The organism is Rhodovulum sp. BSW8 (genome assembly GCF_003314725.1).
GTDB classification, from domain to species: Bacteria; Pseudomonadota; Alphaproteobacteria; order Rhodobacterales; family Rhodobacteraceae; genus Rhodovulum; species Rhodovulum visakhapatnamense.
Map to the genome: position 1 here is coordinate 50374 of NZ_QNVX01000002.1, position 18009 is coordinate 68382.

Below are 18009 nucleotides of genomic sequence, written 5' to 3' on the forward strand. Positions count from 1 at the left end.
GTATTGTTTTTACGAGTCGTCCGTCCGCGTCCAGCCTGTCCTCGGTCCGATCCCCGGGGGAGCGCGTCTTTTAATGGGCACATTCCTTTATTTTCAAGAATTTCACTGACATGGGGGCCTTCCGATGTTTACCACTGGCGACGACACCGCAACCATCGTTCCCTCCGGCAGCGACCAGAGCTTCGATGCGCTGGGCGGCATCGACACCGTGACCATCGACGCCTCGGCGCTCAGCTTCGGCCTGAGCGGCTCCTTCACGGCAGGAGGCTGGTCCGCGACCTACAATTCCGTCCATCTCGACATCGACAATGTCGAGAGGATGATGGTGATCGGCGGGTCCGGCGACGACTTTCTTTCCGGCGGAGATGACAACGACACCCTGCTGGGCGGGGCGGGCAACGACTATCTTTGGGGCGGCGATGGCGCCGACCTGATCGACGGCGGGGCTGGCGATGACGAAGTCTGGGCCGGAACCGGTGACGTGGTCACCGGCGGCGCGGGAACCGATACGCTGATCCTCAATCTCGGCGTGTCCGGCGCCCAGAGCATCGACCTGACCACCGGCGCCGGAACCGGCGTGACCTGGAGCGGCTTCGAGCGCGTCGATCTTTACCTCTCTGGGGTGGATCGCGACGTTCATGCAGGGTTCGCGCTTGGCGAAATGGACGGCCAGGGCATGGTCCATGTCGATTATTCCGGAACCGACATGACCGGCCGCGGCGCCGCGTCGATCAACTTCAGCGACGGCGAGATTTCCGTCGCGCTGGATGACGGCAGCGTCGCGGATACCACGATTTACGGCTTTCGCAAGGTCGAAGTCATCGGCTCTTCGGGCAACGATTCCATATTCCTCGGAGATGTCGATGGAGGCACGGTCGATGGCGGTGCCGGAAACGACAGGATCTGGGGCGGGTACGAGCACTCGGTCCTTTACGGCGGAGATGGAGACGACGAAATCACCGGCTATTCCGACTACGACATCATGCATGGCGGCGCCGGGAATGACAGTATCTACGGCTATCTCTACTCGGACTCGGAACTCTGGGGCGACGACGGCGACGACTATCTAGACTCGGGCGATAGCGACGGCGAGCTTCACGGCGGAGCGGGGAACGATACGCTGATCGGGGGCGAAGGCAGCCCGCTGCTCGATGGCGGCGACGGCGATGACTATATCCTGACCATGCTGGGGCAGGATGACATCGATGGTGGCGCCGGATACGACTACCTGAGAATCAACGCCCCCTATTACGGCATCGACTACGATCTCGACATCAGCCAGAACGGCGGGATCAGAGGCATCGAATTCGCCAAAATTACGCTGGCCGACGGCGACGATACCATCCGCATCGGCATCGCATCGGCCCAGATCGCCAGAACCGGAGGCACCGATCACCTGATCCTCGACTACTCCGAGGCCGACGAAACGGGCCGCACTGCGACCGCGGTCTCGTTCGACCTTGCGGCCGATCTCAGCACGGCCACGCTGAGCGACGGGTCCTCGATCTCCTGCGACCTCAAACAGGATCTCTTCACCGTCATCGGCACCGGCGGCAGCGATCTGATCGACGCCAGCATCGCCGCCCTAGGCTGCACCCTTTCGGGGAACGCCGGAGCCGATACGATCTTCGGCGGCGACGGCAATGACGATATCTCTGGCGGCGGCGCGAATGACACGCTGTCGGGCAGCGCGGGGAACGACTTGATCGACGGCGGCTCGGGCAACGACCTGATCTACGGTGGCAGCGGCAACGACACGCTGACCGGCGGCGCCTGGGACGATGTGCTGAACGGCGAGGCGGGCGACGACACCTTCCTCTATGCAGCCGGGTCGAACGGCTATGACATGATCGACGGCGGCAGCGGGACGGCAGACCGCATCCTTGCCCTGGCGGACAACGTCACCATCGGGCTTTCCGGGCTGACCGGCGTCGAGATCGTCGATGCCGGCGGCCATACCGGCGTGCGGCTGCTGGGCTCGGCCGCCGGCAACCTCATCGACCTTTCGGCCAGCACCCTGATCGGCATCGGCACCATCGACGGCGGATCGGGCAGCGACACCATCCTGGGAACGGCGGGGGCCGATACCATTATCGGCGGCAAGGGGGCCGACAGTCTGGAGGGCGGCGCGGGCGACGACATCTTCCAGGTGGCGGCTGGTGCCGGGACCGACATCTTCCGCGGCGGCAGCGGCCAGGACACGATCCTGGCGATCGCGAATTCGGTGGCGATGACGGTCACCGGCGAGACGCTGACCGACATCGAGACGATCTCGTCGGGCGGCCATACCGGCTTTACGCTGGTGGGGCTGAACGGCGCCGATGTCATGGATTTTTCCTCCGTCGCGCTAAGCGGCGTGGCCCGGATCGACGGCAAGGGCGGCAACGACACCATCACCGGTTCGGCCGGGGCCGATCTGATCGAGGGCGGCGCGGGTGCCGACATCTTGACCGGGATGGCCGGGGCGGACGTGTTCGACTTCAATAACGCAAGCCACAGCCGGGGCTCGTCCGTCGACGTGATCGCCGATTTCCAGAGCGGCGAGGACCTGATCGACCTCTCGGGCGTCGATGCCGATAGCGGTCTGGCAGGCGACCAGAGCTTCGCCTTGATCGGGGCGGCAGCCTTCAGCGGAACGGCGGGCGAGTTGCGGGTCGATACCGTCTCGCTGCCCGGAACGACGGTGATCCTCGGGGATATCAGCGGCAACGGGCAGGTCGATCTGGAAATCCGTCTCGACGGGCTGCATCTGCTGACCGAGGCCGACTTCCTGCTATAGCCGGGGCCGCGCGGGAGGGGGCAAATACCCTCCCGGCCGCGAGACCGCGACGGCCGCCTGTCCGGCGGACAGAGAATCTGCGCCCCGCCGCGCGGTCCGGACGGGCCGGGATCGGCCCCTACCGCAGGTTGTCTTAGAGCGGTTGCACATCTTGCCTGCTCTGTGGCGTGACAATGGGCAAAAGGTGAACAGCCGCCACACCGATCCCGAAAATTGCTGCAATTGCACAATCGCTCTGCCCACCGGCGGGCATTAAGGAATGTGACCGCGCTAACCTAGCGTCGTCAATGACTTACCCCCGACAAGTAACAAATACGGCCACTTTTTACCACATTTTGACCGAGTCCCGCGGCCCCCGCCCGAGGTCCGTTAAGGATTTGGTAAGCTGCATTGCGGCAACACGGCCTTGGTCGAAACACGCGCACAAACGTCAAGGAGGGACCTATGGCCACAATTCCAGGTGGTGCGTTCAATGACTTTGTCTACGGAACGTCCGCCGCGGATCTGATCGCCGCGGGCGCAGGAGACGATACGGCCCTTTCCGGGGACGGGAACGACACCGTGTTCGGTGAGGAAGGCAACGATTTCCTGAACGGGGGCGCCGGCGACGACGTTCTCGACGGGGGGTCGGGCAACGACCTGCTGATGGGGGGCTCGGGCAATGACCAGCTCTCGGGCGGCAGCGGCGAAGACATGCTGATGGGCGGTTCGGGCGACGACGTCGTCTCGGGCGGGTCGGGGTCGGACATCCTTCACGGGAATGACGGCACCGACATGCTGTTCGGCGATTCCGGCGACGACCAGCTTTACGGCGGCACCGGCGACGACATGCTCTATGGCGGCGAAGGGGCCGACGCGCTGCACGGCGATGCCGGCAACGACAAGCTCTACGGCGGCGAGGGCGACGACCTGCTCGAAGGCGGGACCGGCAATGACTCGCTCTACGGCGACGAAGGTTCGGACTACCTCTACGGCGAGGCTGGCGACGACAAGCTTTACGGCGGCGAGGGCGATGACGTTCTCGACGGCGGGGCGGGCGACGACCAGCTCTTCGGCGGCACCGGCGGCGACCAGCTTTATGGCGGCGCTGGCGACGACCTGCTCGACGGCGGCGCCGGTGGCGATCTGCTGCAGGGCGGCGACGGGGACGATACGATCCTCGGCGGCGACGGAGACGACGTCCTGAACGGCGAAGCCGGGAACGACGTGCTCAGCGGCGGCCTGGGCGACGACGTGCTGATCGGCGGGGCGGGCGACGACCTGTTCGTCTTCTCGGGCGGCGGCGACGTGGTGATGGACTTCACCGAGGGCGACCTTGTGCAGTTCTCGGCCTCGCTGCCGGGCGGCGTTACCCTGACCGACGCGTCGAGCGTGGCCGATTACGCCATGGATATCGGCGGCGCCAACACCCTGATCGACTTCGGCCAGGGCGACAGCGTGATGCTCTACGGCGTCTCCTACGACGACGTGGCGGCAGATCCGTCGAAGTTCTTCACCGTCGTCTGAACCGACTGACGCGGACCGGCCCCCGGGGCCGGTCCGTACCCCTGCCTGACCCTGTGCCCCCCACGTCCGGACCCAGCGCCCCTGCCATGAGTGCCATCGCCCCCTTTCCCAAGTTTGCCGAACCCGCCCCCCGCCCCGGCCTGCCTGCCCGCCGTCACCGGCTGCAGGTGGTTCCGCTGTCGGATGCCGTCGCGGCCGCGTTCTTCGACAGTCCCGCTGACGCGCCCGACGACGCCCGGCACGGCCAGGGCCCGATCTCGGCGCGCAGCGGCGACGACGTGCTGTGCCTGCCGCAGATCGCCAGCCAGCTGGCCCGCGCCGGTGGCGGGCAGCGCCATGTCACGCTGCTGGGCCTGCCCGCGCGGCGGCTTTGCCGCGACGGGCTGCGGGTGTTGCGCGACGGCGAGACGCTGGCCGAGATCGACCCGATGGCGCTGCAATCGCCGCTGGTCGATCCGCTGGCGCTGATGGCCGGGCTCTCGCCCGATGGCGGGCGGCGGCTGTTGCGGCTTTTGCTGACCACGGGGCTGTCGCTGTTCGGCAAGGGCTCGGTCGACGGCTTCCGCGATGTGATCGCCCAGCTTCTGGAAAGCCTGACGCCCGCCAGCCTGCCCTTGCGCGCCTGGTGCCCGGTGGGACAAAGCGCGGCGGTCGCAAGCTATCTGCTGCCGCGCGGCCTGACCGCGGACGGCTTCACCGATCTGGTGGTGGTCAGCCGCCAGCGGGTGCGCCGCCTGTCGGGCTTCGAGATCGATGTCGAGACCTCGGGCACCGGCGCGGCCGCCGGGCGGCTGCTGCATGTCTTCCTGCCCCAGGGCCTCCCCGTCGACAGCACGCTGGTTGCGCTGTCGGACGCGCCGCTTCGGCTGGCCGGACCCGCCCGGCGCCAGCCCGGCCGCCCGCTCGGCCCCTGGCTCGCCCGGCGCACGCCGCGGCTGCGCCAGCGGATGCGCGACCGGCTGGCGCGGCTGTCCGAACGCGATGACAGCGCCGCCGCGCTGCTGGCCGAGATCGCCTGCCCCGAGGCCGATCGCCCCACCGCCCGCGCCGAACGACTGATGGCGACGCCGCATGGGCTGTTCTACATCCTCGCGCTGTCCGACCCGCGGCGGCTGTTGACCGGGATCGCGCTTGCCAGCGGCGACGCCACCGCCGAACTGCCGCTGGGCCGCCCGCTGCATCACCCCCGGCTGGGGCGGTTGCAGGTCGGCTTCCTGCCCGGGATCGCCGGGTTCGAGCCGGGCGAAGAGGCCGCGCTGTCCCTGCTCTATCGCTCGGGCCACCGCGCCCGTGCAGGCTCCGCGCGGATCGACGCCCTGCCCGCCACACTGCCCCCGGTGCTGGAGGCATTGCCCGCCGCCGATCTGGCGCCGGTGCTGGCGTCTGTCCTTGGCGACGCGCTGCCCGCCCGGCCCCGGATCGCAGCCGAGCTGCTGCCGGTCGGGGCGCCCGAGCGGCCGCAACGCAGCGCCCTGATCGTCGCGCTCGACGGCTCGCTCGACTATCCCCATGCGCTGGCCGCGACCCTGGGCGACGCCAGCGAGACCGGCCTGATCCTGCACCACCGCGACCCCGACGCGGTGCCGGCGCTGCGCCGGATCGCGGCCGATCTGCATGCGATTCACGGGATCGGGGTCGAGATCGCCGATCTGCCGCGCCGCGATCTGCTGCCGGCCGAGCGGGTCCGCGCAATCCTGGCCGCCGTGACGGCGCCGGTGTCGATCCTGCTGGCGCAGGACATCCTGCCCGAGGGCGCCGACTGGCTGGCCAACTGGGTTGCCGATCTCGACCGGCCCGGCCCGGCACTTGGCGGCGCGATCCTGATGAACCATGACGGCACGCTGCGCGACGGGCTGACCGCCGGGACCGACCCGGCACGGCTTCTGCCCGAGGCCTGTCTCGGCCTGAACGCGGCCGCCCGCGCCCGGCTGCTGGCCAGCCCGCTGCGCGTGCCCGGCATCGGCGCCGACATGGCGCTTCTGGCGGCGGCGCTGCGGCAGGACGAAGCCGCGCGGATCGCGCTTCATCCCGGGCTTTGCGCCACCGCCCATGCCGCGCCCCTGCCGCGCCCCGAGGCAGTCCGCCATGCCGAAGACCTGATCCTGTCCACCGAGGTGCAGCCGTGAAGATCCTTGTCATCTGCCACGACCACCCCGCCTTCACCGATGGCGGCACCGAACATGCCGCGCATGACCTGTGCCGCACACTTGACGCCCGGCCGGGCATTTCGGCGCGGTTCCTTGCCGCCTCGACCTCGCTCACGCATCCCGAGGTCCGGCCCGGCAGCCTGCACGGCATCGGCCGCGATCTTCTGCTGCGGACCGGGGCCTATGACGCCTTCTCGATGCGGCGGATGGACGGCACCGACTGGACCGGCGCGGTCGCCCGGGTGCTGGAGACGGTCGAACCCGACATCGTGCACCTGCACGGGCTCGACCGGATCGGCGCCGAGATCGTGCCGCTGATCCGGCGGCTGCGCCCCGCCGCGCGGCTGGTGCTGACCCTGCACGACTTTCAGGCGATCTGCCCGGCCGACGGGTTGATGCTGCGCCGCGACGGCGGGCTCTGCACCCGGCCCGCGGCCGATGCCTGCCGCCGGTGCCTGCCGCAGATCGCGGTCGGGGCGCATGCCCTGCGCAAGGCGCGGCTCCTGGCGATCCTCGATCAGATCGACGCGATCCTGGCGCCCAGCCGCGACCTGCGCGACCGCTTCGTCGCCTGGGGCCTGCCCGCCGAACGGATCGCGGTGCTGCCGAATGCGGTCGCACCGCTGGCGCCGCCCGCCACCACGGCCCGGCCGCGCCCCAACCGCTTTGCCTATTTCGGCAATCTCGCGCCGCACAAGGGCGTGGGGGTCCTGCTGGCGGCGGCCGCCGATCTGGCCGGGCGGGGCGCCGATCTGCGGCTGGCCCTGCACGGGCGGCTGAACCACCCCGCGCCCGAGGCCGAGGCCGCCTTTGCCGAAGGACTGGCCGCCGCAGCACCACTGGCCCGGCATCTGGGCCCCTATGACCGCGATCAGGTGCACGGGCTGATGGCCGAGGCCGACTGGGTGGTGATCCCGTCGCTCTGGTACGAGAACGCGCCGCTGGTCGCGCTCGAGGCGCAGCGCGCCGGGCGTCCGGTGATCTGCACCGCCCAGGGCGGGCTGAAAGAGCTGGTGCGCGACGGCATTGACGGGCTGCACGTGCCGCGCGCCGATCCGGTGGCGCTGGCCGACCGGATGGAGGCCGTGGCCGCCGATCCGGCACTCTGGGCGCGGCTGTCGGCCAACCTGCGCCCGCCGCCGACGCTGGAGGACAGCGCCCGCTGGCATCTCGACCACTATTCCCGGCTGACCGAGGTTCTGCCCGCATGACCGCCCTGAAAGACATATCCGCCGCCCCGCTCGCGATCCTGCAGCCCCGGCCGATCGTGCTGCCGGGCGGCGCGCTGGCGATTCACTGCTTTTCGGATCTGGACGCCCCCGCGCCCGAGGCGGCGCGGCCCGAGGGCGATGCGGCCCCGGCCTGGGCCGCGCGGTTCTGGCAGGCGGACGGGCGCTGGCACGGGCTGGCCGTGCTGGGTGCCGCGACCCTTGGCCCCTTCGCGCTGACCGATGCCTCGGGCGCCCCGGTCGCAGAGGTCGGCACCCCCGCCTCGGTCGCGACCGAGGCCGCAGCCCTGGCCGCCCATCTGCGCGAGACCGGCGCGCCGGTCGCCGAGCTGGTGCAGTTTCTCGACGAGGCGTTCGAGGCCTCGGGCAGCGAGGCCGCGCAGCGGTTCCAGACCGATCTTCTGCGCGAGACCTCGCAGGCCGACGGCTTTGTCGAACTGGTGGTGCGCCCCGATTGCGGCGGGCTTTTCCTGCAAGGCTGGGCCCATAGCAGCCTGACCGGGCCGCTCAGCCTTCTGGGTCAGGCCGCGGGCGTCGAGGCCGTCGCGGCCGTCTTCCGCCGCGACGACATCCTCGCCCCGGCCGCGGGCTTCTGCATCTTCGTCAAGGACTGGGCCGGGCGGCTCGACGGCTGCAAGGTGCTGTTCGTCGAACACGAAGGCGGGCTTCTCAGGCTCGATCTGGTGCCCGACGCGCCCGCCCCGATCACCGGCGCCGACGCCACCGAGCATGTCCGCGCGATGCTGCCCCGGCTGGCGGCCTCGGGCGCCTCGGTCGAACCCTTCAAGCGGATCGTCCGGCCGCGCTTCGACGGGCGGAACACGCTTGCCGAACATCCCGGCCCGACCACCGCCGCCATCGACCGCATCCTGCGCACGCCCGCGGGCGGGATCTTCGTCACCGGCTGGCTGCTCGATCCCCTGGACCGGGTCGAGCGCGTGATCCTGAAGACCTCGGCCAATCTGTACGCGCCGCTGCATGACCGCTGGCACCGTACCGACCGGCCCGACCTGAACGACGCCTTCGCCCCCGATCCGCGCTTTCAGGGGCTGATCGACCCGCGCGAACGGCTGCACGGTTTCGTCTGCGCGGTTTCGGCCCCGGCCGAAAAGCTGGACGGCACCGAAGCCTATCTGGAACTTGTCATGAAGGACGACGGCTGCCTCTTCCTGCCGGTCGAGCTGACCCCCTGCGACGGTCCCGGCGCCGCCCATCCGGTCTTCAGCGCGCTGCAGCCGCACGATCCGGCGCTGGGCAGCCTGATCTCGGACCACGCGGCGCCCTTCCTCGCCAGCCTGCCCCGGCGCGGCGCGCCAAACCGCCTGACGGTCCAGCCGCTGGCGGGCGGCCCCGCCGGGCGCACCGTCGCCGCCGTCATGCCGGTCACCGATCTGGCCCATCTGCATCCGGTCATGGCCTGCCTCGCGGGCCAGCCCGAGGCATCCGAGCTTGACCTGATCCTGGTCGCCGGGCGTGAGGGCGCGGCCCGGCTGGCCGAGGAACTCGACCATCAGTTCCGCTTCTTCGGGCTGACCGGGGCGCTGGTGCTGGTGCCCGATCACGAGACGCTGGCGGGCCGGCTCGATGCCGGGGCCGCGGCCTCGGACGCGCCCGAGATCCTGGTGTGGCAAACCTCGGTCCTGCCCAAATCTCCGGGCTGGCTCGACCGGCTGCGTGCGGGCGCGGCCGGGCTTCCGGGCGCGGCCGTCGTCTCGCCGATGCTCTGCTACGAGGACGGATCGGTCTATTTCGGCGGCAGCGAGGCTGCGACGCCGCCCCGCGGCGCGGTCTGCGCGCTGGTCGGGTTCGAGCGGCACCGCATCGCCGATGGCGCGCCCCGCCCGGCTGCCGCGATCCCGGCCGAGATCGCGCTGATCGCCCGGGCCGCGCTCGATCAGGCGGGCGGGTTCCGCGGCGGGCTCTGGGGCGACCGGTTCATCGGCCAGGACCTGACGCTGCGGCTGGCGCGCTCGGGCGCACGGCCCTGGTGCGACCCCTCGGCCGAATTCTGGATGCTGGACGCCGCCCCGCCCCAGGGCGATCCGGCCCGGCGCGAGCTGGTCGACCGGGTCGATGCCGCGCTGATCGCATTGCAGCGCCGCCGCGCGGGCGGCCCGCATCTGGCACCCGTCGGGCAGAAGGCCGACAGCAAGGGAGACCGCACATGAAGGCCCTCATCATCTCGCATGCGCATCCCGATTTCTCGATCGGGGGGGCGCAGGTGGCCTCCTACAACCTGCATCGCGGGCTGCGCCAGCAACCCGGCTGGGCCTCGCATTACCTCGCGGGCATCGGCGCCCCGGTGATGCCGCATCGCGACACGCCGCTGATGGCGATGGACCGCGCGCCCGATGAATCGCTGTTCTGGTCGAACGATTTCGACTGGTTCCATCTGGGGTCCAAGGACGTTGGCGGGCTGATGGCGCATTTCGAGCGCTTCCTGGCCGAGCTGAAGCCCGACGTCGTCAACATGCACCATGTGATGGGCTTCGGGGTGCAGGCGATCCGGTCGATCCGCCGGGCGCTGGGCGATGTGCCCATCGTCTACACGCTGCACGAATACCTGCCGATCTGCGCCCATCACGGCCAGATGATCAAGCCCAAGACCCATGCGCTGTGCCTGAAGGCCACGCCCTCCGATTGCGGCATGTGCTTCCCCGAGATCGGGGCCGCGAACCTGCTGCGGCGCGAGGCCTTCATCAAGAGCTTCTTCGCCGAGGTCGACGCCTTCGTCAGCCCCTCGCATTTCCTGCTGTCGCGCTTTGCCGACTGGGGCCTGCCGCAGGACAAGCTGGTGATGATCGAGAACGGGCTCGACGCCGGAACGCCCGCACCGCTGCGCCCGCTGGCGCCGGGCGGGCGGCGCAACCGGTTTGCCTATTTCGGGCAGCTCAACCCGTTCAAGGGTATCAAGGTGCTGATCGACGCGGTCACCCGCATCCCCGAACCCGTCTGGGGCGACAGCATCCTCAACGTCTATGGCGGCAATCTCGAACATCAGCCCGAGGATTTCCAGGCCTCGGTCAAGGACCTGTTCCGTCAGGCCGGGCGCCGGGTGCGGTTCCGGGGGTCCTACAAGAGCCACGAGATGCCCGACCTGATGCGCGACGCGGACTGGATGATCATTCCCTCGACCTGGTGGGAAAACGCCCCCGTGGTGATCCAGGAATCCTTCTTCCACGGCCGCCCGATCATCGCTTCGGATATCGGCGGCATGGCCGAAAAGGTGCGCCACGGCGTCGACGGGCTGCATTTCAAGGTCTCGAATGCCGACAGCCTGGCCGAGACCATGACCCAGGCGATCCAGCAGCCCCGGCTTTGGGACCGGCTGCATGCGGGCATCCGTCCGCCGACCACGGCCGACGAGGCTGGCGCCCGCCATGCCGAACTGTTCGGCAAGCTTCTGGCCCGCCAGAACGACCGGCGCGCCGGACCGGTGGCCGCCGAATGATGCGGCGCGCCGATCCGGCGGGGCGTCTCGACGAGACGCTGCGCGATCTTCTGCGCGGCGGCGTCGCGGCAGGCGCGGTCGGCTTTTTCGTCAACCTGCTGCATCTGGGCCTGCCGCTTTTCACCATCCAGGTCTATTCCCGGGTGCTGTCCAGCGGCAGCGTCGAGACGCTGACGGCGCTGGCCATCCTCGCGCTGACGCTTCTGGCCTTCCAGACCCTGCTGGACGTGATGCGCCAGCGAATCTTCGTGATCCTCGCCAACCGGACGGTCGCGCGGCTGGGCAAGCCGGTCTTCGAAGCCGCCATCGAATCGAGCCTGACCAAAGGTCCCCAGGCCGCCAGCGGCGCGATGCAGGACGTCTCGGAACTGCGCGCCTTCCTGGCCGGGGGGGCGCTGGCGCTGCCGCTCGATCTGGCCTTCGCGCCGGTCTTTCTGCTGGCGCTGTTTCTGTTGCACCCGGTCTACGGCTTTGTCGGGCTTGGCGGCGCGCTGGCGCTGGCGGCCGCGGCCATCGCGACCGAACTCTTGCTGCGCGGCCCCTCGAAAGAGGGCACCCAGGCCACCGCCCGGGTCAATGGCGAGACCGCCGAGGCGATCCGCCATGCCGAACTGATCACTTCCATGGGCATGCTGCCCGCGCTGGCCCGGCGCTGGCGCGCGGCGCAAAACCGCGCCATCGAGATGTCCGAACGCGGGGCGAAGCTGGCGCGACTTCTGTCGACGCTGACCCGGACCCTGCGCGTGGTGCTGCAGATCGCGGTGATCGGCTCGGCCGCTTATCTGGTGATCGAGGACAGGGTCTCGGCCTCGACGATCTTCGCCGCCACGGTGCTGACGGGGCGGCTGCTCTTGCCCTTCGAACAGACCGCCTCCGGCTGGAAGCAATGGCTTGAGGCGCGCGCCGTTCTGGACCGTCTTAAAGGCGTCACCCGCGACGGTGTGGCCGCGCGGTCCGCGACCCCGGTCGAGATTGAATCGGGTCGGCTGGTGGCCGAGCGGTTGAGCTACTTCGCCCCCGGGGGCGGTAGCCGGCCGGTGCTGCAGAACATCAATTTCAGTCTTGAAAGCGGGATGATGATGGGGGTGATCGGCCCCTCGGGCGCGGGCAAGTCCTCGCTGTCGCGGCTGATCGTCGGCATCGCCCAGCCCAGCGCCGGGGGGCTTTATCTCGACGGGCAAAGCACCTTCGCCCATGAACGCGAGAGCTTCGGCCGCGCCGTGGGGTATCTGCCGCAGGAACCGACGCTGCTGACCGGCACGGTGCGCGACAACATCGCCCGGTTCGGCGATCACGACATGGCCGCGGTGGTGCGCGCCGCCCGCGCCGCCGGGGTGCACGAGCTGATCGGCAGCCTGCCGCAGGGCTATGCGACGCCTCTGGGCAGCGGCGGCCACCCGCTGAGCGGCGGCCAGCGCCAGCGCATCGCGCTGGCCCGCGCGCTGATCGGCACACCCCGGCTGATCGTGCTGGACGAACCCAATTCGAACCTCGACGCCGAGGGCGAGGCGGCCCTTGTCGCCGCCATCGAGACCGCCCGCGCGGCCGGCGCGACCGTTGTCGTCGTGGCGCAGCGCATGTCGATCCTGAACCGCGCCGACCGGCTGCTGCGGCTGCAGGACGGGGCGATGGTGCAATTCGGCCCGCGCGACGAGGTGATGCAGGCCCTGACGCCGCAGCGTCCGCAACCGCCGCGACGCCGCCGGGAGATCGCGTCATGACCGATGTGCTGAGCCTCGATCCGGAAGATCCGCCGCTGCCGTCCTACTGGCCCGTGGTCTGGGCCGCGCTGGGCGTTGCGCTGGCGCTGAGCCTGACCCTGACCGGCTGGGCGATGACCGCCCGGCTCGACGCCGCGCTGGTGTCGCACGGGGTCCTGCATGCCGACAGCGAACGCAAGACGGTCGAGCATCTGGAGGGCGGCATCCTTGCCGGGCTGCTGGTGCAATCGGGCGACATGGTCGAGGCCGGTCAGGTCGTGGCCCGGCTCGACCCGACCCAGACCGACGAGAAACTGGCGCAGCTTCGCTCGGACCGCGACGCGACCCGCTTCGCGCTCTGGCGGCTCGGCGCCGAGGAAGAGGACCGGCCGCTCGACCCCGCCACCGCGCCGCCCTGCGACACCTGCATCCGCGCCGACAAGATCGCCGAGACCACGCGGCTGTTCGAGGCGCGCCAGCGCGCTCATGGCGCCCAGATCGATTCGCTGAACCGCCAGATCGCCCAGCTTGAAGGCCAGATCGCCGCCAAAGAGGGCCAGCGCAAGGCGGCCGAGCGGCAGGTTCAGCTCTGGGAGGACGAACGCCGGATGGTGGCCGATCTGGTCGGCCGCGGCGCCTCGCCCAAGCGCGACCTGCTGGATCTGGACCGTGCCATCGCCTCGCTCGCGGGCGACCGCGACGAAAGCGCGGGGCTGGTCGAGGCCGCCCGTCAGGACATCGCCCGCGCGCGGTCCGATCTGGTCGCGCTGACCCAGCAGCGGCTGGCCGAGATCGCCACCAGCGAAACCGAGGCCCGCACCCGGCTGGCCGCGCTCGACAGCCAGATCCGCGCCATGGAAGATGTGCGCGCGCGGCTCGACCTGCGCGCGCCGCAGGCCGGAAAGGTGGTCGAGATCAACACCGTGACGCCGGGTGCCGTGCTGGGATCGGGCCAGCCCCTGATGGAGATCCTGCCGCGCGACGACCAGCTTGTGGCGCTGGTCAAGCTGCCGCCCGACGCCATCGACACGCTGCATCGGGGCGTGCCCGCCAAGGTGCGGCTGACCGCCTTCAAGCGGTCCGACGCGCCCACCGTGACCGGCGAGGTATCCTATGTCTCGGCCGACCTGCTCGAGGACTCGCAGACCGGCACGAACTATTTCGAGGCGCGGGTGACGCTCGACCCCGACAGCGTGGCCGAGCTTGACGGCGTGGCGCTGACCGCCGGCATGCCCGTGGAGGTCACTTTAACGATCGGTGAACGAAGGGCGGGCGATTATCTGCTCGAACCGATCCTGCGTCACTTCCGGCGCGCCTTCAACGAGGAGTGAGCCGCGCATGACCCGCAAGGCCATTCTGCAAATCGGCACCGAAAAGATCGGCACCACCACGCTTCAGACCTTCCTGGCGGCCAATCGCAAGGCGCTGGCGGCGCGCGGCTTTGTCTATCCGCCGTTCTGCGGCGCCCTCAACCATACCGGTCTGGCCGCCTATGCGATGGATGCCGACCGGTCCGACAGCCTCAAGCATCCCTTCCGCGGCAGCGCGGCCAAGGAGCTGAACGGCAGCGGAACCCAAATCCACTGCAGCGAAAATTGGCACAGCCGCCCCCTGTCCGATGCCGAGATACAGCGCCTTCGCGACTTTCTCGATCACTGGCAAATCGGCCCGCCCGACGCCTTCGACCCGGTGGCCGACGAGAACGGCGCGATTTCGCCCGAGGATGGGCCGATCCGGGACCGGCTGGCGGCAAGTCTCTCTGCGGGCTTTCCCGGCAAGGGCCTGCGCGCGCGCGCGGCGGCGAAGACCTTCTGCGAGGCGTTCCGCCCGTCGAAGGCGGCGGTCGCGGGGCGTCCTTTCCCGGATCCCGCCACGCCTTTCTCGGCAGATTTCACCACCTCTCCCGAAGCCGCTGATCCGGCCGCACCCGACACCGAAACGCCGGCACGGGGGGCCGCTGCGCTTCCGGTTGAATGCGGGCGCGAGACTGAACGGCTGACGGTCGAGATCACGATCCGCGGCGCGCGAAGCCTGCGCCTTGCAGCCCGACAACCGGGACGAGCGCCATGTCCCCGGGATCGTTCTTGCCGCCATCGCCGAACCGGCCGCGGCTGCGGACGTTCCGCGCGGGGCGCTGACCATGAAGCCCGGCTATCCGGGTCTCGCGCGTGCCTTGCAGGCCGCCTTGTCGCATGCCCGCCTCCGGCGGGCGCAACCTTGTGAATTCAAGAAGGGACGATTGAAGGATGCTCAATCTCACGCCTGCCCAGATGGCCAGAGTCCAGGCCGCCGGCCTCCGGTTGTCGGGCCTCGCCAAGACCGGACATCTGCACCCCAACTCCTGGGTCGAGGGTCCGACCGCGATCCATGCCACGGTCCCGACCGGCTCGATCCTGCGCCTCGGCGCCTTCTGCAATCTCAGCGGCAGCCAGATCAACAATGCCGAAATCGGCCGCTACTGCTCGATCGCCAAGAACGTCGTGATCGGCACGCACGAACATCCGACCGACTGGCTGACCTCGTCGCGCACCGCCTATTTTCCGCAGGTCAACGGCTGGGACCAGCTGATGGCGGGCGACGAGGCGGCCTCGATCCAGCAGCGCAAGCGTCCGTTCCCCGGCAGCTGCCCGGTGACCGTGCTGGGCCCGGATGTCTGGATCGGCGAGGGCGCCTTCATCAAGTCCGGCATCACCATCGGCGCCGGTGCGATCATCGGCGCCCGGGCGACGGTGGTGAAGGATGTGCCGCCCTATGCCATCGTCGTCGGCACTCCCGGCCGGGTGTTGCGGCTGCGCTTTCCCGAACCGGTGGTCGAACGGCTTCTGGCGCTGGAATGGTGGCGCTTCTCGATCTACGACCTCTTCGACGCGCCCTTCGACGATATCGAGCGCGCGATCGACGCGATCGGCGAGATGGCCGCCTCGGGCGCGGTGACCCCCTTTCAGGGACCGGTGTTCAGCGCCGAGGATCTGGCCGATCCGGACCGGATGCTGCAAGTTCTGGACGGGAGCCCGCTTGCGCTGGCCAGTTGACATGCACCCGGATCAGATCCCGTTCCGGCCCCACCCGGCAGTCGGCCTCCAGCCGCATCCGGGTGAGGGTCAGCCACAGATGGTCGTCCACCCGGTCGAGCATCGGGGCCGGGCTGTCCGGATCGACCAGCGACGGGTAGGCATAGGCCGCACCTTGCCCGCAATCGCGCGCCCACAAAAGCGGGGCCTCGGCCAAGAGCCCCAGGTCGTCCCAATGGATAAGATCGCGCGAAACATAGGCCCAGATCCCCGCCCGGCGGGCGCCCCCGGCATCGCGCCCGACGCGCGGCGAGACCGCCAGAAAACGCCCCGTCGCGGGCTGAAAGACGACCGAGCTCAGCGTGGCGTCGAGCCCCGGCAGCGGCGCGCAGACATGCGCGTCGGGGTCGGCGACGGCGCCCCGATAGGGATCGGCGAAGCGCGCCGAAAACCCTTGCCCGTCCCAGGCGCGCCAGTCGCCCGGCCCGCCATCGACCCTTCGGCGCAGCAGGCAGGCGCCCCGGCGCTGCGCGTCATAGGCTTCGGCAAAGACGAAGACATTCAGGACCCCGTCCGCCTCGAAAATGTTCGAGGGCGTGAAATAGCCGCTGCGCCGGGTCTGGCCGGGATCGTAGCGATAGGGCAGCGCCGCAACCGGCGGGCCGGGCAGTCGGGCGAAACTTTCCCCGCCATCGCGGCTTTCCAGCGCCACGACCGCATTCCGCCAGCAGGCCATGTAGCGCCCCGCGGCACAGGCGCCCGGATGCCGGTCGCCCTGATACTCCATATGCCCAAGCGCCTCGATCCGCAGACCGTCGCGGGTAAAGATCGACGACACCCAGGTCCGGTCGTTCCGCGCCGCCGGGTCGGGATCGTCCGCGCCGCGATGCACCACCGCACAGACCCGCGCCAGCCGGTCGGCAGCCTGGCCAACGCTCTGGCGGCTCTGGTCGGACCCCGCGATCATGTGGATGCGCCCCTCCGCGTCGCGCCAGAACCGCGCCGGGGCATCGGGAATGTCCCAGCGCCCGCAACGCTCGGCGCTCCAGTCGAAAAGCAGAGGCGCGGACCCCAGGTCCGGTGCGGGACCCGCGTCGGCCATCCCGGCCCACGCCAGCACCGCCGCCGCGATCCGCCCTGCGCCCCGCCTCATCGCGTTTCCCTCCTTCCCGCCAGCGGCACCCCGCAGCTTTCCGAAAGACCCATTCCATGACTGCCGCGTCCGACATCGCCCGCGCCCTGCCCGCCGCCGACGACCCGCAGCCCCGGGTCAACGGCGTCTACGACCTGCCCGCGCCCGGCCGCATCGCCGGATGGGCCATCGACCGCGCCGATCCCTCGGCTGCCGTCGCGGTCGAAATCTACCGCGAAGGACGGCTTGCCGCCAAGACCCGCGCCGACCGGCACCGGCCCGATCTGGAACGGGGCGGCATCGGCACCGGCCGCTATGGTTTCTCGGTCGAACTCGATCCGCCGGTCGAGCCCGGCCTCGCCTTCACCCTGTCGGTTCGCGCCGTAACGGGGGACGGGACCGCAGGCGCGCTCCGCGCCACAGGCGCCGCCCTGCCCTCGGACGATCCCGACCGCCGGGTGCTGGAGGTGGTCTTTGCCCGCGTCGCGGCGCTTGGCACCGAAATCGCCGATCTGCGCGGCGCGCTTGCGCGCCATGACGACCCGGCCGACCTGCAGGACATCGCCCGCGCGCTCGACCGGATCGAGCTGGTGCAGGCCCGGCTGGAACTGGCCGCGGCCGGGACCGACGGGGCGGCCGCACCCGATCCGCTGGCCGGACTTCGCCGGATGGTGGTCGCGGCACTCGCGCTTGGCGGCACGGCGCTGGCGCTGGGCCTCTGGTCGCTTTTCGCCGGGTGAGCCATCGGCCCCCGCTTTTTTCCGACCCTTTCAGACAAAGGACGAGTGAGATCATGAACCGGCAAGTAACGAAGGCGGTTTTTCCCGTTGCGGGATTGGGGACGCGGTTTCTTCCCGCGACGAAGTCGATCCCGAAAGAGATCATGACGCTGGTGGACCGGCCGCTGATCCAGTACGCGATCGACGAGGCGCGGGCGGCCGGGATCACGGATTTCATCTTCGTGACGTCGCGGGGGAAAAGCGCGCTCGAGGATTATTTCGACCACGCGCCGCATCTGGAAGACTCGCTGAAGTCCAAGGGCAAGGACGACCTG

The 18009-nt window shown here is 69.9% G+C and carries 13 protein-coding genes; 12 read left to right on the forward strand and 1 reads right to left on the reverse strand.

The genetic code is table 11. From position 1 onward, the window contains the following. The first annotated feature begins 124 nt into the window (after nucleotides 1-124). The 10 genes from DSD19_RS00485 (at nucleotide 125) to DSD19_RS22620 (ending at nucleotide 15844) form a co-directional block, all read left to right on the forward strand. Nucleotides 125-2779 carry a calcium-binding protein gene (locus DSD19_RS00485; protein ID WP_113668149.1) on the forward strand — a complete coding sequence of 885 codons (2655 nt, stop codon included), beginning with the start codon at nucleotides 125-127 and terminating at the stop codon, nucleotides 2777-2779. A gap of 444 nt (nucleotides 2780-3223) precedes the next feature. Then, complete coding sequence (locus tag DSD19_RS00490; protein ID WP_075787021.1) at nucleotides 3224-4285, forward strand: calcium-binding protein; 1062 nt, start codon at nucleotides 3224-3226, stop codon at nucleotides 4283-4285. Between the two features lie 86 nt (nucleotides 4286-4371). Then, nucleotides 4372-6411 carry a hypothetical protein gene (locus tag DSD19_RS00495; protein ID WP_113668150.1) on the forward strand — a complete coding sequence of 680 codons (2040 nt, stop codon included), beginning with the start codon at nucleotides 4372-4374 and terminating at the stop codon, nucleotides 6409-6411. Continuing rightward, nucleotides 6408-7643 (forward strand): glycosyltransferase family 4 protein, encoded by a 1236-nt coding sequence (locus DSD19_RS00500; protein ID WP_133260335.1) that lies wholly within the window; start codon nucleotides 6408-6410, stop codon nucleotides 7641-7643. Before DSD19_RS00495 ends, DSD19_RS00500 begins: the two co-directional genes overlap by 4 nt. Beyond that, entirely contained in the window at nucleotides 7640-9829 is a 2190-nt protein-coding gene (locus DSD19_RS00505; RefSeq protein WP_113668152.1) for a hypothetical protein, read from the forward strand. Before DSD19_RS00500 ends, DSD19_RS00505 begins: the two co-directional genes overlap by 4 nt. Continuing rightward, nucleotides 9826-11112 carry a glycosyltransferase family 4 protein gene (locus DSD19_RS00510; protein ID WP_113668153.1) on the forward strand — a complete coding sequence of 429 codons (1287 nt, stop codon included), beginning with the start codon at nucleotides 9826-9828 and terminating at the stop codon, nucleotides 11110-11112. Before DSD19_RS00505 ends, DSD19_RS00510 begins: the two co-directional genes overlap by 4 nt. Next, nucleotides 11109-12833, forward strand: coding sequence for a type I secretion system permease/ATPase (locus DSD19_RS00515; RefSeq protein WP_113668154.1), 1725 nt, complete (start codon nucleotides 11109-11111; stop codon nucleotides 12831-12833). Before DSD19_RS00510 ends, DSD19_RS00515 begins: the two co-directional genes overlap by 4 nt. Continuing rightward, entirely contained in the window at nucleotides 12830-14143 is a 1314-nt protein-coding gene (locus DSD19_RS00520) for an HlyD family type I secretion periplasmic adaptor subunit (protein WP_113668155.1), read from the forward strand. Before DSD19_RS00515 ends, DSD19_RS00520 begins: the two co-directional genes overlap by 4 nt. A gap of 7 nt (nucleotides 14144-14150) precedes the next feature. Then, the gene (locus DSD19_RS00525) at nucleotides 14151-15035 is read left to right on the forward strand and encodes a hypothetical protein (protein WP_113668156.1); all 885 of its coding nucleotides are present in this window, start codon (nucleotides 14151-14153) and stop codon (nucleotides 15033-15035) included. Nucleotides 15036-15082: 47 nt separating this feature from the next. After that, nucleotides 15083-15844 (forward strand): CatB-related O-acetyltransferase, encoded by a 762-nt coding sequence (locus tag DSD19_RS22620; protein WP_202241547.1) that lies wholly within the window; start codon nucleotides 15083-15085, stop codon nucleotides 15842-15844. Here the strand turns inward: DSD19_RS22620 and DSD19_RS00535 are convergent. After that, nucleotides 15768-16976: a hypothetical protein gene (locus tag DSD19_RS00535; RefSeq protein WP_113668157.1), complete on the reverse strand. Its 1209-nt coding sequence runs from the start codon at nucleotides 16974-16976 to the stop codon at nucleotides 15768-15770. The genes DSD19_RS22620 and DSD19_RS00535 overlap by 77 nt on opposite strands. A gap of 56 nt (nucleotides 16977-17032) precedes the next feature. Here DSD19_RS00535 and DSD19_RS00540 point away from each other — a divergent pair, with 56 nt between their 5' ends. Both DSD19_RS00540 and DSD19_RS00545 read left to right on the forward strand, forming a co-directional pair. After that, a complete protein-coding gene (locus DSD19_RS00540; protein ID WP_113668158.1) occupies nucleotides 17033-17695 on the forward strand; it encodes a hypothetical protein in 663 nt (220 codons plus the stop codon). Between the two features lie 53 nt (nucleotides 17696-17748). Continuing rightward, nucleotides 17749-18009, forward strand: a 261-nt coding sequence (locus tag DSD19_RS00545; RefSeq protein WP_243627577.1) for a sugar phosphate nucleotidyltransferase, incomplete at its 3' end; no start/stop codon positions are given.